The sequence below is a fragment of the Streptomyces sp. CMB-StM0423 genome (assembly GCF_002847285.1).
In the GTDB taxonomy this organism is placed as follows: domain Bacteria; phylum Actinomycetota; class Actinomycetes; order Streptomycetales; family Streptomycetaceae; genus Streptomyces.
In genome coordinates this window covers 660,847-675,747 of sequence record NZ_CP025407.1, presented here as the reverse complement: position 1 = coordinate 675,747, position 14,901 = coordinate 660,847, and the positions used below count along the sequence as shown (strand labels likewise).

General features: G+C 73.6%; 13 protein-coding genes and 1 pseudogene. 10 read left to right on the top strand and 4 right to left on the bottom strand.

Annotated features, from left to right (window positions below; all coding sequences use genetic code 11):
* Nucleotides 1–113: 113 nt before the first annotated feature.
* Nucleotides 114–1,130, bottom strand: a complete 1,017-nt coding sequence (locus CXR04_RS02810) for a helix-turn-helix transcriptional regulator (RefSeq protein WP_101420316.1) — start codon at nt 1,128–1,130, stop codon at nt 114–116.
* Between the two features lie 129 nt (nt 1,131–1,259).
* Here CXR04_RS02810 and CXR04_RS02805 point away from each other — a divergent pair, with 129 nt between their 5' ends.
* A complete protein-coding gene (locus CXR04_RS02805) occupies nt 1,260–4,691 on the top strand; it encodes a S8 family serine peptidase (RefSeq protein ID WP_234380010.1) in 3,432 nt (1,143 codons plus the stop codon).
* Here the strand turns inward: CXR04_RS02805 and CXR04_RS02800 are convergent.
* Nucleotides 4,676–6,583, bottom strand: a complete 1,908-nt coding sequence (locus CXR04_RS02800; protein WP_234380009.1) for an ABC transporter ATP-binding protein — start codon at nt 6,581–6,583, stop codon at nt 4,676–4,678. The genes CXR04_RS02805 and CXR04_RS02800 overlap by 16 nt on opposite strands.
* Before the next feature lie 74 nt (nt 6,584–6,657).
* On the opposite strand from CXR04_RS02800, the gene CXR04_RS02795 reads away from it, so the two are divergent.
* The 3 genes from CXR04_RS02795 (at nt 6,658) to CXR04_RS02785 (ending at nt 8,479) form a co-directional block, all read left to right on the top strand.
* Complete coding sequence (locus CXR04_RS02795) at nt 6,658–7,233, top strand: TetR/AcrR family transcriptional regulator (protein WP_234380008.1); 576 nt, start codon at nt 6,658–6,660, stop codon at nt 7,231–7,233.
* A gap of 176 nt (nt 7,234–7,409) precedes the next feature.
* Nucleotides 7,410–8,171, top strand: coding sequence for an SDR family NAD(P)-dependent oxidoreductase (locus CXR04_RS02790; protein ID WP_101420312.1), 762 nt, complete (start codon nt 7,410–7,412; stop codon nt 8,169–8,171).
* Nucleotides 8,168–8,479 carry an L-rhamnose mutarotase gene (locus CXR04_RS02785; protein ID WP_101420311.1) on the top strand — a complete coding sequence of 104 codons (312 nt, stop codon included), beginning with the start codon at nt 8,168–8,170 and terminating at the stop codon, nt 8,477–8,479. The genes CXR04_RS02790 and CXR04_RS02785 overlap by 4 nt, the downstream gene beginning before the upstream one ends.
* Before the next feature lie 102 nt (nt 8,480–8,581).
* On the opposite strand, the gene CXR04_RS02780 is transcribed toward CXR04_RS02785, so the two are convergent.
* Nucleotides 8,582–8,830, bottom strand: a complete 249-nt coding sequence (locus tag CXR04_RS02780) for a hypothetical protein (RefSeq protein ID WP_101420310.1) — start codon at nt 8,828–8,830, stop codon at nt 8,582–8,584.
* A 322-nt stretch (nt 8,831–9,152) separates the two neighbouring features.
* On the opposite strand from CXR04_RS02780, the gene CXR04_RS02775 reads away from it, so the two are divergent.
* The 4 genes and pseudogenes from CXR04_RS02775 (at nt 9,153) to CXR04_RS02760 (ending at nt 11,415) form a co-directional block, all read left to right on the top strand.
* Nucleotides 9,153–9,974, top strand: coding sequence for a helix-turn-helix domain-containing protein (locus tag CXR04_RS02775; RefSeq protein WP_199850597.1), 822 nt, complete (start codon nt 9,153–9,155; stop codon nt 9,972–9,974).
* A 2-nt stretch (nt 9,975–9,976) separates the two neighbouring features.
* Nucleotides 9,977–10,225, top strand: coding sequence for a DUF397 domain-containing protein (locus tag CXR04_RS02770; protein WP_101420308.1), 249 nt, complete (start codon nt 9,977–9,979; stop codon nt 10,223–10,225).
* Nucleotides 10,226–10,411: 186 nt separating this feature from the next.
* Nucleotides 10,412–10,855, top strand: a pseudogene (locus CXR04_RS02765) (SAM-dependent methyltransferase); the annotation flags it as partial.
* Between the two features lie 44 nt (nt 10,856–10,899).
* Complete coding sequence (locus CXR04_RS02760) at nt 10,900–11,415, top strand: GNAT family N-acetyltransferase (protein WP_101426157.1); 516 nt, start codon at nt 10,900–10,902, stop codon at nt 11,413–11,415.
* Between the two features lie 88 nt (nt 11,416–11,503).
* Here the strand turns inward: CXR04_RS02760 and CXR04_RS02755 are convergent, their stop codons facing one another.
* Nucleotides 11,504–11,635 carry a hypothetical protein gene (locus tag CXR04_RS02755; RefSeq protein WP_442802349.1) on the bottom strand — a complete coding sequence of 44 codons (132 nt, stop codon included), beginning with the start codon at nt 11,633–11,635 and terminating at the stop codon, nt 11,504–11,506.
* Between the two features lie 601 nt (nt 11,636–12,236).
* Here CXR04_RS02755 and CXR04_RS02750 point away from each other — a divergent pair.
* Entirely contained in the window at nt 12,237–13,238 is a 1,002-nt protein-coding gene (locus CXR04_RS02750; RefSeq protein WP_101420307.1) for a hypothetical protein, read from the top strand.
* 63 nt (nt 13,239–13,301) lie between these two features.
* Complete coding sequence (locus CXR04_RS02745; RefSeq protein ID WP_101420306.1) at nt 13,302–14,825, top strand: amino acid permease; 1,524 nt, start codon at nt 13,302–13,304, stop codon at nt 14,823–14,825.
* Nucleotides 14,826–14,901 lie beyond the last annotated feature (76 nt).

Below are 14,901 nucleotides of genomic sequence, written 5' to 3'. Positions count from 1 at the left end.
TCCGCGATGTCCGGGCACGCCTGCCCCACGGGCGCACCTCATCGTGCGTCCGTCGTACGGATACGGGTCCCGGGCCCGTGCTCAGCCGGGCACGGCCCTCCTCGCCGCCGCCGTCACGGCAGCCAGTCGCGGCGGGCCGCCTGCCACACCAACTGCGCCCGGGTGTCGGCGCCCACGCGGCCCATCATGTCCCGCAGCCGGCGCTGCACGGTGCGCTGGCTGATGCCGAGCTGGGTCGCGATCGCCTTGTCCGCCAGCCCCGCGACCACCAGCGACAGCAGATAGCGCTCGTCCTCCGCCAGCGCGGGCCCGGCCGCACCGGGGCCCTCGCCGAGCCCGGCCAGCTCGCCCGCCCCGGTGACGTGCAGCGGCGACGCCGCCGCCCACTGGCTCTCGAAGAGCGCGATCAGCGCGTCCAGCAGCGCGCTGCTGCGCACCACCGCCACCGTCGGCTCGCCGAACCTGCTGTCCGCGCTCGGCACCAGCGGGCACAGCGCCAGCGCCCCGTCCGCGATCATCAGCCGCACCGGCAGCGCGCTCGCCGCCCGTGCCGCCTCGCCCGCGCGGACGCCCAGGGCGACGTTGCCCAGCATTCCGGGCTCCTCCAGCAGGGCGCGCTCGTAGATGACGCGGTAGCGCACCCCCTTGGCGAGCATCTCGAACTCCTCGTCGTTGTCCTCCGACGGCATCGCCACGTGCCCCGCCTTGCACAGCGCGAGCACCTCCGTGCGCGAGCCGTACGCGAGGTCCCGTATCTGCTGCCGGATCGCCGCCACGCCCGTGACGACCTCGACGAGCTGCCGCGCGTCACGGCGCCGGCCGCCCGCCCGGAACTCCTCGGCCAGCTCGGCCACCCCGCGTCTGGCCCGCTCCAACGCCTCCTGCCCGCGCAGCAGCCGCGGCCCGAGCGCCACGTCCGGCGCCACGGGCACGAAGTGCCCCCCGCCGCCCGGGCGTTGCTCCGGGCCGCTGACCAGACCCTTCTCCTGCAGCGAGGTCAGCAGCGACTCCGCGCGCCGCCGGTCGAGGCCCAGCTCCGCGGCCACGGTCTCCGCGTCCGCGCCGTGCAGCCCGACCAGCAGCCGGTACACCCGTTCCTCCGTCGGTTCGACGCCTGCCGGCTCCAGCATCGTCTCTCACGCTCCTTCCGCACGGGTCCCCGTCGCCGTACGCCCTGTCTGGCCAATGGCCGACATGGCGACAAGTCGCCAACGGAAACCGCTTCCTTGGCGCCGGACGAGCGGGTTACAACCCGAGTCATGCATCGTTCGCCCCGGCGTTACCTGCCCGTCCGCGCCGCCGTGCTCGGCTGCCTCGCCTCGTTGCTGGCCTCCGTGCCTTCTCTAGCCACAGCGCTGCCGGAATCGTCAGTGTCACACCCGGCGGCATTCGCCACCGCAACCACCGCCGCCCCGGGCGCCTCCGCCGCCACGCCGTCCGGCCCGGACGCGCGCGCCGCGGCGGCGGAACCGGGTACCGAGATCACCCTCGTGACGGGCGACACCGTCACCCTCGGCGCCGTCGCCGACGGCCGGCCGACCGTCTCCGTGACCCCCGCGGAAGGCACCGGGGGGAGCACGTCGTTCACGACCCTGCACGAGGGACGCGACGTGTACGTCATCCCCGACGCCGTGGCCCGGCTGGTGCCCGGCGTCCTGGACATCGAGCTGTTCAACGTCACCGCCCTGGCCGCGATGGACTACGACGACGCCGCCACCGGCACCCTCCCGCTGATCGTCCGCGGCCCGCGCCCGCTGGCCGCGCTCGACGCGGCGGCCGGCAGCCGCCGGCTGCCCAGCATCGGCGCCACCGCCGTCGACGTGCCCAAGGACGCCGCCGCCGGCTTCGCCGAACGGCTCACCGCGCCCGAAGGCCCCCGGGCCGCGGCCGGGGTGACGAAGGTGTGGCTCGACCGCGAGGTCCGGGCCGCGGAACTCGACTGGAACCTCGGCATGATCGGCGCCCCCGAGGCGTGGGGGAGCGGCCTGAGCGGCGCCGGCGTGGACGTCGCGGTGCTCGACACCGGCATCGACGCCGACCACCCCGACCTGCGCGGACAGGTCGCCGCCGCCGAGGACTTCACCGGCAGCGGCACCACCGGCGACCCCGACGGCCACGGCACGCACGTGGCCTCGATCGTCGCCGGCACCGGCGCGGCGGCGGACGGCGCCCGGCGCGGCGTCGCCCACGGCGCCCGGCTGCTCAACGCCCGGGTACTGGACGACGAGGGCCGGGGGCAGTCGTCCTGGGTCATCGCGGGCATGGAGTGGGCCACCGGGCAGGGCGCCGAGGTGGCGAACCTCAGCCTCGGCGCGCAGCCGGGGGACGGCGACGACCCGGTCGCCCTCGCACTGGACGCCCTCACCGCCGACACCGGCACCCTCTTCGTCGCGGCGGCGGGCAACATGGGCCCGTTCGGCGGCACCATCCAGTCGCCGGGCATCGCGCGCAGCGCGCTGACGGTCGGCGCCGCGGTGGAGAGCGGCAAGACGGCGTTCTACTCCAGCGTCGGGCCGACGCGCGCCACGTTCCGCGCCAAGCCCGACCTGATCGCGCCCGGCACCGGCATCACCGGCGCCCGCTCCGGCGGCGGCACGGCTGATCCGTACACGATGATGAACGGCACCTCGCAGGCCGCGCCGCATGTCGCGGGCGCCGCCGCGCTGCTGCTGGAGAAGCACCCCGGCTGGAGCTGGGAGCGGGTGAAGACCGCGCTCATGACCACCGCGGACGGGGAGGCGGACAAGACGCAGTCGCAGTACGCGGGGGCCGGCATGCTCGACGTGCCGGGCGCCGTCTCCGACACCCTCGAATTCGACCGCGGCAACGTCGACTTCGGCTACCTCCGCTACCCCGGCGGCAGCGAGCCGCGCACCGTCGAGTTCTCCGTCACCAACAACGGCACCGAGCCCGAGCGCCTGGACCTCTCCGACAACGCCCGCGACGTCTACGGCGACGACGCCCCCGACGACCTCCTGACCGTCAGCCCGGCACAGGTCACCGTGGCGCCGGGGGAGAAGCAGACGATCACGGCCAGGCTCGACCCCGGCGCGGCGCCGCCGCGCGTCTACGCCGGCGGGGTCGTGGTGGAGCGCGACGGCCGCGACACCGTCACCCTGCCGTTCAACGCCTACCTCGAAGCGCCCAGGCACGACATCCGGCTGACCGTGCTCGACCGCGACGGCGAGCCCTGGGCGGGCGGCACCGTGTACCTCGCCAACATGGACGACTACCGCCCCGTCAGCGGCGGCGGCTCCCAGACCGTGCACCTGGACGAGAACGGCCGGGGCACCGCCCGGATGCTGCCCGGCTCGCTCAGCGTGATGGCGAAGGTCGAGACCCCGGCGCGCGACGGCTCCCCGGCCACGGTCGCGTTCGCCGGCTCACCCGAGGTCATGCTCGACCGGGACATGGAGTACACCATCGACGCGCGCAGGGCCAAGCAACTGCGGCCGGCGCGGGTCGAGGGCGCGCAGACCGAGGTCGAGCACGTCTCCGTCCACTACCAGCGCGGTGACGCCAAGCGGGGCACGGGTATCGGCGACGGCATCTACGCCGACGGCGAAGAGGTCACCGAGGGCCGGGTGTTCCTGCAGCCGACCGGCGGGGTCAGGAGCGGCACCGTGGCGTTCGAGACCCGCTGGCGGCTGGACGCGACGGGTCCGGCGCACGGCCGGCAGGCGGACGCCTACGAGCTGGTGCTCGGCGGCGAGAAGGTCGCCGACCCGCCGGTCTACGACGTCTCCCGCGCCGAGGCCCGCGACCTCGCCCGGATGACGTCCGACTACCGCTCGCTGCACGGGAGTTCCGACACGTACGCCGAGACGCGCTTCGCCTACACCGACCGGATCCATGCCGCCTACGCGATGAGCGAGCCGCTGGACGTGCCGCGGCGCAGGACGGAACTGGTCACCGCGGGACCGGAGGTGCGCTGGCACCACTGTGTGCGCGCGCCGTCCGCGGGCGGCTTCTCGATGTGCGGGCCGACGGGAGCGTACGAACGCGGGGAGCGGGGCGAGCCCGTGTGGTTCCGCGGGCCGGCACCGGCCGTGGTCGCCGGCAACCACTACGACGGCAGCCTCAGCGTGCCCGTGGACCTCAGCGACGGCGAGCACAGCGGGCAGGAGCCGACCGGCGTGTTCGGCGAGCAGAGGCTGCGGCTGTACCGCGACGGCACCGAGGTGCAGCCGCGTCAGCCGGGCAGCTCGTACTTCGACGTGCCGTCCGGGCCCGCGACGTACCGCCTGGAGCACACGGCGCGCCCGGACACCGCGCGGCTGCCGCTCGGCAGCCGTACGGAGACCAGTTGGACCTTCCCGTCCCGCGGCCCCGCGCCCGGCGGGCCGGCCGTCAAGCCGCGGCTGCTCACCGTCGACCACCGGCCGCCGACCCGCGACGACGGCACGCTGCGCGCCGGTATCCCGCTGATGCTCGGGGCCCGGCTGGTGTCCTCCGAGACCCCGAGCGACATGCGGGAGGAGAAGGGCGCGCTGCGGATGTGGGTGTCCACCGACTCCGGCGGCCGCTGGCACCGCATGCTGGTCGTGCCCATATCTGACGGGTCCGTGCTGGCCACGGCGCCCGGGGTGCGGCCGCGCGCGGGTGACTCCGTCTCCGTACGCGTCGAGGGCTCGGCCGCCGAGGGCCGGACCGTCGACCAGACCATCGTCGACGCCTACCCGGTGCGCTGAGGCGCACCGGGGGCGGCGACGGTGACGGGGGCCGCTGCGTGACCGGCGGGCGCAGCGGCCCCCGATCCCGCCGAGGTGATCCGCAGCGCCTCCACCAGGTCGCGGTAGAGCACGTCGGCGTCGAGCAGTTCGCCGTGTGTGCCGCGGGCGCGGATCCGGCCGGACTCCATCACCACGATGGTGTCCGCGTCGATCACGGTCGACAGCCGGTGGGCGATCGTGACGACGGCGCCGGTCCGCGCCCGGGTGCGTATGCACTCGTGGACCGCGGCCTCGGTGAGCGCGTCGAGCTGGGCCGTGGCCTCGTCCAGCAGCAGCACGTCGGGCTCGCGCAGCAGCGCGCGGGCCAGCGCGATGCGCTGTCGCTCGCCGCCGGAGACGGCGGTGGCGGACAGCTCGGTGTCCAGCCCGTCGTCGAGGCCGTCGACCTTCTCGGCCAGCCGCACGTCGCGCAGCACGCGGCGCAGGTCCTCCTCCCCGGCGTCGGGGCGGGAGAACAGCAGGTTGTCCCGGATGGTGCCAGGGACGACCGGGGTGTCCTGCTCCACGTACGCCAGCCGGGAGCGGATCGCGGCGTGGCTCAGCTCGCGGTACGGCCGCCCGTCCAGCGCGAGTTCGCCCTCCTGGGGCTCCAGGAAGCGCAGGATCAGTGACAGGAGCGTCGTCTTGCCGGCGCCGGAGGGGCCGACGATGGCGAGGTGCCCGCGGCGCGGCACGGCGAGGTCGATGCCGCGCACCGCGGGTTCGACGCCCGGCCCGTACGCGGCGGTGACGCCCCGCAGTTCGAGCACGGCACCGCCGCCGGACCCGCCGTACGCGGGGCCGCCCGGCCGCGCGCCTCGCTGTTCGTCCTGCGCGCCCGCCCGTTCGTCCGCCGCGCCGCGGGGCGCGGCGGCCTGCTTCGCCGGCGCATCCGCCGCCGTACCCGCCGACTCCTCCTCGGTGGCCAGCTCGTCCACCGCGCGGATGCGTTTGGCCGCGGCGATCCCCGACTGCAGCTCCGAGGTGTGCTCGCTCAGCTCCGTCACGGGACCCATCAGCCCGAAGGCGTAGAGGAGGAAGGCGATGAGCCCGGAGACCTCCAGGGACCCGGCGTCCACGCGCCAGGCGCCGATGCCGAGGATCAGGATGATCGCCAGCTCGATGCCCGTCCAGGCGATCACCCAGACCGCCGCCTCCAGCCGGATCGCCTTGAGCCCGTGGTCGGCCGCGGACCTGGCCTCCTGTGCTATCCGGTCGGCCTGGCGCTCCTCGGCGCCGCTGGCCTTGACCGTGCGCACCGCGCGCAGCGCGCCTTCGAGCCGCCCGCCGAGCCTGCCGACGTGCTCCTGCGCCTGCTCCTCCGCCCGCGCGATGCCGGGCATCAGGGTGGCGAAGAGGACCACGACGACGATCACCGACGCGACCGTGGTCGCGAGCAGCACGAGGTCCAGCAGGGCCATCATCGCCAGCGTGCCGACCAGCATGACCACGCCGTTGACCAGGCCGACGATCGCGCCCGAGGCCGACGAGTGCAGCAGCGTCGTGTCCGAGACGGCGCGGGAGACCAGCTCGCCGGGCGGCCGGGCGGTCACGCCCGGCACCGTGGCCCGGAAGAAGCGGCGCACCATCGACTCGCGCGCCTCCAGCACCACGCGCTCGCCGACGGCGCCGAGCAGCACCCACTGCCGGTGCCCGAGCACCGCGCCGACGACCATCAGCACCAGCAGCGTGACGACCGGGCCGGCGAGCGAGGCGTCGTCGGCGAGGGAGTCCAGCACCCACTTCGTCACCATCGGGGACGCGAGGCCGAGAGCGGAGCCGGCCAGGGCCAGCAGCAGTCCGAGCGCCAGCACCCGCCGGTGGGGCCTGGCGAACGACCAGAGGATGCGCACGCTTTCCGGAACACTCATGCACGGCAGTAGAACATCGATGTTCCATTCTCGTCAAACGAGTTCCATTCTGGGGGTGGCGGTACGGTATGGGCATGGACACCGCAGTGAGCAGCACCGGCGCGCGGGCCAGGACACGGCGCGCCATCCTCGACGCCGGCACCGCCGTGCTCGCCCAGAACCCGACGGCCTCGCTGGCCGACGTGGCGGCGGCGGCGGGCGTCGGGCGCACCACGGTGCACCGCTACTTCGCCGAGCGCTCCGACCTGGTCGCCGCCATCGGCACGGACGTCCTCGACAAGATCGCCGCCGCGACCGACCGCGCCCGCCCCGACGACGGCCCCGCGCTCACCGCGCTGGAGCGGATCTGCCAGGAGTACTTCGAGCTGGGCGAGAGCCTGGCGATCGCCTTCGACGACTCGCTGGCCGGGACGTGGAACTGGGACGACTGGGACGAGGAGACGGAGGCGGACCAGGCGCTGGCCAGGCTCGTCGACCGCGGCCGCGAGGAAGGCACGCTGGACGGCCGGCTGGACACCGACTGGATCGTCCAGATCCTCTGGTCGCTGCTGTACGTCGCGTGGCAGCGCAAGCGCGGCGGTGACACCAAGCACAACGCGCTCAGCCTGTGCCTCTACACCCTGCGGAAGTCCGTGGGCGCGCCGTCTTAGCCGCCGCCAGAGATCCGATCAATTTGTGCCGGGTGGGCGGATCTTCGCTCCGCGGGGTGTCGCAGACGTCTACTGATCTGGTAAATATGCAGATCGTGCCACGTGTTCGTGTGCGCCGCGCCTGACGGGCTCGCGTCCGCCGGGACAATCGTCGGATGACAGGAGGCCATTCCAGGATGAAGGACTTCGACGGGCTCAAGGCCGTGGTGACCGGCGGGGCTTCGGGGATCGGGCTGGCCACCGCGCTGCTGCTCGCCGAGCGCGGCGCCCAGGTCGCCGTCCTCGACCTCCACCCCGGCGACGTACCCCCACCCCTGCGCGGCTACCGCGCGGACGTCTCCGACGACGCCTCCGTCACCGCCGCGGTCAGCGACGCGGCCGGCGCGCTGCGCGGCATCGACGTCCTGGTGAACAACGCCGGCATCGGCGCCGCCGGCACCGTCGAGGACAACGACGACGCCGAGTGGCACCGCGTGCTGGACGTCAACCTGCTGGGCGTCGTCCGCACCACCCGCGCCGCCCTGCGCCACCTGCGCCGCTCCGCGCACCCCGCGATCGTCAACACCTGCTCCGTGGCCGCCACCGCCGGCCTCCCGCAGCGCGCGCTGTACTCCGCCACCAAGGGCGCCGTGCAGTCCCTGACGCTGGCGATGGCCGCCGACCACGTACGCGAGGGCATCCGGGTCAACTGCGTGAACCCCGGCACGGCGGACACCCCGTGGATCGGCCGGCTCCTGGACCAGGCCCCCGACCCGGCCGCGGAGCGCACCGCGCTCCACGCCCGCCAGCCGATGGGCCGCCTGGTCACCGCCGACGAAGTCGCCGCCGCCATCGCCTACCTGGCGAGCCCCGCCGCGGGCTCCGTCACCGGCACCGCCCTGGCCGTCGACGGGGGCATGCAGGGCCTGCGCCTGCGCGCCCCGGAGCCCGGCAAATGAGGATCGCGCTGCGCACGCAGGTCCGCGCCGACCGCATCGAGGAGTACGAGGCCGCCCACCGCGAGGTCCCCGGGGAGCTGACGGCGGCCATCCGCGGCTCCGGCGCCACCTCCTGGACCATCTGGCGCAGCGGCACCGACCTCTTCCACGTCATCGAGTGCGAGGACTACGCCCGCCTCCTCGCCGAGCTGGAACACCTTCCGGTGAACGTCGCCTGGCAGGCCCGCATGGCCGAACTCCTGGACGTGGTCCACGACTACACCGACGAGGGCAGCAGCGCGGGCCTCCCCGTCGTCTGGGAACTCTGAGCCCTCCCGCACCGAGGCGAAAGCGGACTCGGCCGCACGGTGGACTCAGCCGCGCCGCCAGGCGCGGCCGAGTCCGACCGGCGCTCCTCCCCGGGTTCGCACTCAGGCGGTCGCCTCCTCGATGGCCTCCGGCGTCGTCGTCCACTCCACGCCGCCCCCCACCGGGACCAGCCAGGCCATCCGGGGGCCGGCGACCTGGCGCAGGACGGGCGTGGACCACACCGTGTGGGTCTCGGGCTCGGGGCAGATGGCGCGGAGCACGCCGGTGCGGCCGGAGGTACGGTCCAGCACCAGCTTGCCCAGTAACGGATGGCGTTCGTGCCCCAGGCCGAGGCCCAGTCTGCTGCTCACGATGCGCTCCTCGGAGGTTCGTACGCGGTCGAGGATGTGCCCCCTCCCGGCGGTGGTCGGCCGCCGGGTTCGTGGAGTCGCCAACTGCCGTGCGACCGGACCGCGGTGGGGGCGTGAGCGCGGTCGGCGCAGTCGGCAGGTCCCTTCACTATGGCCGTCGGCAACAGCAGTCCGCAAGCATCGCCCTGATAATTTCAGAATGTGTGCGGACCCCCTGTCAGCGTCATGCCGTCCGTGACACACTCCCGGGGTAGCAGCGCCGGGAGGTCAGGACGTGAGCGAAACACGCTCGGGTGGCGGCAGCGCCCCGACCGTGCTGCGTATGGTCCTGGGCAAACGGCTCCGGCACCTGCGGGAGCAGGCCGAGGTCAGCTTCGACCGGGCCGCGGAGGCCATCGACGTCACGCCGTTGACCGTGCGGCGGATGGAGAAGGCGGAAGTCGGCCTGCGCATCCCGTACGTGCGCGAGCTGCTGCGCCTCTACGGCGTCGGCGGCGCCGAGACCGACGACTTCCTCCGGATGGCCAAGGAGGCCAACCAGCCGGGGTGGTGGTACAAGTACCGCAACGTCCTTCCCGAGTGGTTCCGGGCGTACGTGAGCCTGGAGACCGACGCCACCGTCATCCGCATCTACGAGCCGCACTACGTCCCCGGGCTGCTGCAGACCGCGGACTACGCCAGGACCCTCTTCCGCGTCGGTTTCCCCCACGACGCGGACGAGGACGTCGAGCGGCGGGTGACGCTGCGGACGACCCGCGCCGGCCTGCTGACCGCCGCCAGGGCGCCCGCGATGTGGGCCGTGCTGGAGGAGTCGGTGCTGCGCCGGCCCGTCGGCGGTCCCGAGGTGATGCGGGCCCAGATAGACCGGCTGATCGAAGCCGTCGAGCTGCCGAACGTGAAGATGCAGATCATGCCGTTCTCGGCCGGACCGCACCCGGGCGCGTTCGGCCCGTTCCACTACTTCCGGTTCGGCTTCACCGAACTGCCCGACATCGTCTACACGGAGAACCTGACCGGCGCGGTCTACGTCGACCAGCCCGAGGACGTCGTCGGGTATCTGGAAACACTCGACCGGATGGCCGTCCAGGCCGATCCGGTGGACCGGACCAGGTCACGCCTGGTGGAGATGCGTAAGGAGTACTGACCATGCGAGCCGACCCCCCAACCTTCCGCAGCGGCATCCCGGCTGCCGAACTCGGCACCGAGGGCTGGCAGAAGCCCTGGAGCGGCACCAACGGCGGAAGCTGCGTCGAGGCCAAGCGCCTGCCCGACGGCAGCGTCGCCCTCCGCCAGTCCACCGATCCGACGGGACCTGCCCTCGTCTACACCAGGGAAGAGATGGTCGCCTTCCTCCAGGGCGCCAAGGACGGCCAGGCCGACTACCTCGTCGACTGACGGACCGGCCGCCACCCGCCGGCCGCGCACGCGGATCGCGGGCGGACGCCGGGAGGGCACCGTCCCTCCGCCGTGATCCGCCCCGGTCCGCCCCGCGGAAACAGGCAGAACACCCCCCGCACGACCGCGAAGTGACAGTACGTCAGCCGGCGGCGAAGCGCGCGCCGCAGGGCAGGAGATACCCCGATGGCAGAAGGCCGGTCCACCCCCACCGCGGGGGCGCTCTCCAGGATCGACACCACCGTGCCGCACTCGGCCCGGATCTGGAACTACTGGATGGGCGGCAAGGACAACTACGCGGTCGACCGCCAGGCGGGCGACGAGTACCGCCAGATCGCCCCCGACATCGGGACGATGGCCCGGGCGTCGCGCGACTACCTGATCCGTACCGTGACCCACGTGGCGGGCGAGGCCGGCATCCGCCAGTTCCTCGACATCGGCACCGGCCTGCCGACCTACGACAACACCCACCAGGTCGCCCAGCGGCCGGCGCCCGAATCGCGCATCGTCTACGTCGACAACGACCCGTTGGTGCTGCGGCACGCCCAGGCCCTGCTCACCAGCACCCGCGAGGGTGTGACCACGTATGTCGACGCCGACCTGCACAAGCCCGAGGCGATCTTCGGGGCGGGCCGCGGAGGCGGATGTCACAGCCCGCGGTTAGCGTGGGGGGCATGACGACGCACGACGAGAAGCCGACGCTGCGGCCCGCCCGCCCCGGGGACGCGGCGGCGGTGGCGCGCCTGTGGGAGAGCGCCTGGCGGGACGCTCACCTGGGGCATGTCTCGGACGCACTGGTGGCGATGCGCACGCCGGAGTCGTTCGCGGCCCGGGCGGCGGCGCGGGTGCCGGAGACGGCGGTCGCGGAAGTCGGCGGCGAGATCGCGGGGTTCGTGACCGCCGGAGGGGACGAGGTGGAGCAGCTCTTCGTCGCGGCGGAGCACCGCGGCACGGGCGTCGCCGCGCTGCTGCTCGCGGAGGGGGAGCGCCGGGTGGCCGCAGCGGGCCACGAGCGGGTGTGGCTGGCGGTCGTGACGGGCAACGCGCGTGCGCGCCGGTTCTACGCCCGGCAGGGCTGGATGGACGAGGGGCCGTTGGACTACCAGGCGGAGGGTGAGGACGGCCCGGTGACGGTGCCCTGCCACCGGTACGCGAAGCCGGTGACGGGCGGGGGGATACGCGGGGCGTAACGGCCGGGGAGCGTACGGGCCTTGGGCTTCCCCGCGGCCCCCGCGGGCGGCCGCCTGCCGGGATCCGCGGCCCCCGGAGCGGGGCCGGTCACGATTCGCGGCGGGGGACCACCAGGATCGCGCCGGTGCGCGGGTGTTCGAGGATCTCGACCGGGTGCCGGTAGACCTCGCTGAGCAGCGCGCCGTCGAAGACCTCCGCCGGCGGGCCCGAGGCCGCCACCCGGCGACGAGAACGCCGAACTCCCCGGCGGTGACGACCCCGCCACCGGCGGCACCCAGTCCACCGGCGGCACCACGGGCACCACCGGCACCCCGGCGCCGGTAGGCGGCGGCGCCCCCGACTCCCTGGCCGCCACCGGCAACGACACCCCGACCACCCACCCCCCTGCTCATAGCCGCCGCAGCCCTCACCACAGCCGGCGCCGCCACCCTCTGCACCACCCACCGCCGCCGCCGTACCACCACCTGATCCCGGACGAACGGAGCGCCGCCCCACGACGGACGGGCGGCGCTCCGACCCGCCATGGGCGAGGGGCCGGACGGTGGTTGGTGGTCCAGACCTTGCGTTGCTAGTCGGCAACATTCGTCGGTTGATGACACAGACGGCCCTCCTGTCGCTACGATCCCCCTCGACCCCATCAAGAACATCCGCTGGAAAGCCGCGCACCAGTACCACGCACCTCTCGCGTGCGCGTGCCCGAGGTTTCGATGAACATCGCATGGCAGTCGCCGCGGTGCGCCCGCTTAGCCGGTCCGCCCCGCCCCCTGGCGCCCGGTCCCGGCCGTAGCGTGCCCCACCGCGTGCAGCGCGGGGGGTGGTGATGGCCCGCGGTTCCGGGCGCGGCGGGGAGTTCCGGCCCGTCTACCATCTCGCCGGGCTCGACGACGACTTGCGCGCCGTCGTCGACGACCTGCGCGTCGGCCGGTGGATGTCCATGCGCGCGCTGCTGGGCAGGACCGGTGCCGACTGGGCTGCGCGGACCGCGCGGTCGCAGGTGCTCGGGGTGGTGGCAGCCAGGTCGGCGGTGGTGCAGATCTGGCTGGACGAGGAGCCGGAGAGCGCCGACGCGCGGATGATGCTGGCCCGGGTCGCCGTCGGGCGGGCCGTGCAGGCGCACCGGCAGCGGCACCCCAGCGCCGGGCAGTTGGAGGAGGACGCGCGGCAGGTGTGCCGGGAGGCGGCGCTGCTGCATCCCGGGGATCCCGTGCCGTGGGTGTGCCTGCTGGCGCTGGCCACGGCCGATGCGCGGCAGCAGCGGCCCGAGCACCGGGTGGCGCCGCCGGAGAACCTGCTGCCGCACGGGCCGTGGGGGCTGCTCGACGAGGTCGTCAAGCGGGATCGGTACAACCGCGAGGCGTACCACCGCGTGCTGCAGATCTGTGCGGCCGCCGGCGGCTCCCAGGCGCACGCGATGGACTTCGCCCGCTGGGTCGGCTCCTGGGCCCCGCTCGCCTCCCCCCTCCTCGTGCTGCCGCTCTTCGCGCACGCCGAGCACTACCACTTCGAGCGCCGCCGCGGCCGCGGTGACGCGCTCGTGCACCGGCAGTGGTCCCGCGAGGACATCCTGCGCGACACGCTGCGCGCCCTCGACGGCTGGTTCGACGTCACCAACGCCGACGTGCGCTCCGTGCTGGACCTCAACCACCTGGCCCACGCGCTCAGCGCCGCCCGCGAGTTCACCGCGGCCGCCCGGGTCTTCACCGGCCTCGGCCCGTACGCCACCCTCCTGCCCTGGGCCTACGTGACCGAGGACCCCGACCGGCAGGACCTGGCCGAGGCCGAGTTCTTACGCGCCCGCTCGGCGGCCCTCGGCAGCGGATGACCCGGCACGTCCGTCCCGCTTGTCTGTCATGCCCCTGCCAGTCCCCCCATCGGAGGTCACTCCATGTCACAAGCGCCGGTCAGCACCGCCGGCACGTCCCGGCGCAAGGACGACGACGCCCATCTCCGCGACCTCGGCTACGAGCCGGAACTCGCGCGGCGGATGGGCCCGTTCGGCAACTTCGCCATCTCCTTCTCGGTCATCTCGATCCTCTCCGGCTGCATGACGCTGTACGGCTTCGGGCTCAGCACCGGCGGCCCGGCCGTCATGATGTGGGGCTGGGTCGCCGTCGGCCTCTTCGTGCTCTGCGTGGGCATGGGCCTGGCCGAGGTGACCAGCGCCTACCCCACCTCCGGCGCGCTCTACTACATGGCCCACCAGCTCGGCGGCCCCCGCTGGGGCTGGTACACCGGCTGGCTCAACCTGCTCGGCCTGCTCGGCGCCATTGCCGGCATCGACTACGGCTGCGCCCTGTTCATCGGCGCGTTCTTCAACCTCCAGTGGGGCTTCGAGCCCACCGCGGAGAAGACACTGCTGATCTTCGCGGTCATCCTCGTGCTGCACATGACGCTGAACCTGCTGCGGGTGCGCGTCGTCAGCATCCTCAACTCCATCAGCGTCTGGTGGCACCTGGCCGGCGTCGCCATCATCGTCGGGGTCCTGATCGTCGTCCCCGACCACCACCAGTCGGCCGGCTTCGTCTTCGGCGAGTTCACCAACGACACCGGCTGGAACAACCCGTTCTACGTCACCGCCATCGGCCTGCTGCTCGCCCAGTACACCTTCTCCGGCTACGACGCCTCCGCGCACCTCTCCGAGGAGACCACCCAGGCCCAGGTCAGCTCCGCCAAGGGCATCGTCCGGGCGATCTGGGTCTCCTGGGTCGCCGGCTTCGTGCTGCTGGCCGGACTGACCTTCGCCATCCAGGACTACGCCGGCGCCCAGGACTCCGAAACGGGCGTGCCACCCGCGCAGATCTTCATCGACGCCATCGGCGAGGGCGGCGCCAAAGCCCTGCTGCTCATCGTCATCTGCGCCCAGCTCTTCTGCGGCAACGCCGAGACCGCCGCCACCGCGCGGATGGTCTTCGCCTTCTCCCGCGACGGTGCGCTGCCCGGCTCGAAGATGTGGCGCCGCGTCTCGCCGCGCACCGGCGTGCCCACCCGGGCGGTCGTGCTGTCGGTCGCCGTCGCGTTCTGTCTGGCGCTGCCTTCGCTGTACTCGGAGACCGCGTACGGCGCGGTCGTGGCCATCAACGTCATCGGCATCACCCCCGCCTACGCCATCCCCATCTATCTGCGGCTGCGCGCGAAGGACCGCTTCGTGCCGGGACCGTGGAACCTGGGCAAGTGGAGCTCGCTGATCGGCTGGGTCGCGGTGTGCTGGGTGGCCGTGATCACGGTGGTGTTCTGTCTGCCGCAGGAATCGCCCGTCGACGTGAACAGCTTCAACTATGCCTCGGTGGCCCTGGCCGCCGTCCTGCTGCTGGCCACCGTCTCGTGGTGGGCGGCCGGCCGGCGCTCGTACAGGACACCCGTCTACACCGCCGACCCCGAGATGGCAGAGCTCGGCAAGGACCTGGTGTGACGCCGCGCCGGGCCGCCGCGCGAGCGACCGGCGGCGGCCCGGCGCATCCCGACAGCAAACGACCAGCGCTCCGTGA

What these genes read in the sequence shown, in the direction of transcription:
- CXR04_RS02760 (WP_101426157.1), top strand. Translation starts at nt 10,900, where the DNA reads ATGACGACGCACGACGAGAAGCCGACGCTGCGGCCCGCCCGCCCCGGG.
- CXR04_RS02750 (WP_101420307.1), top strand. Translation starts at nt 12,237, where the DNA reads ATGGCCCGCGGTTCCGGGCGCGGCGGGGAGTTCCGGCCCGTCTACCAT.
- CXR04_RS02745 (WP_101420306.1), top strand. Translation starts at nt 13,302, where the DNA reads ATGTCACAAGCGCCGGTCAGCACCGCCGGCACGTCCCGGCGCAAGGAC.
- CXR04_RS02775 (WP_199850597.1), top strand. Translation starts at nt 9,153, where the DNA reads ATGGTCCTGGGCAAACGGCTCCGGCACCTGCGGGAGCAGGCCGAGGTC.
- CXR04_RS02790 (WP_101420312.1), top strand. Translation starts at nt 7,410, where the DNA reads ATGAAGGACTTCGACGGGCTCAAGGCCGTGGTGACCGGCGGGGCTTCG.
- CXR04_RS02785 (WP_101420311.1), top strand. Translation starts at nt 8,168, where the DNA reads ATGAGGATCGCGCTGCGCACGCAGGTCCGCGCCGACCGCATCGAGGAG.
- CXR04_RS02805 (WP_234380010.1), top strand. Translation starts at nt 1,260, where the DNA reads ATGCATCGTTCGCCCCGGCGTTACCTGCCCGTCCGCGCCGCCGTGCTC.
- CXR04_RS02800 (WP_234380009.1), bottom strand. Translation starts at nt 6,583, where the DNA reads ATGAGTGTTCCGGAAAGCGTGCGCATCCTCTGGTCGTTCGCCAGGCCC.
- CXR04_RS02810 (WP_101420316.1), bottom strand. Translation starts at nt 1,130, where the DNA reads ATGCTGGAGCCGGCAGGCGTCGAACCGACGGAGGAACGGGTGTACCGG.
- CXR04_RS02795 (WP_234380008.1), top strand. Translation starts at nt 6,658, where the DNA reads ATGGACACCGCAGTGAGCAGCACCGGCGCGCGGGCCAGGACACGGCGC.
- CXR04_RS02770 (WP_101420308.1), top strand. Translation starts at nt 9,977, where the DNA reads ATGCGAGCCGACCCCCCAACCTTCCGCAGCGGCATCCCGGCTGCCGAA.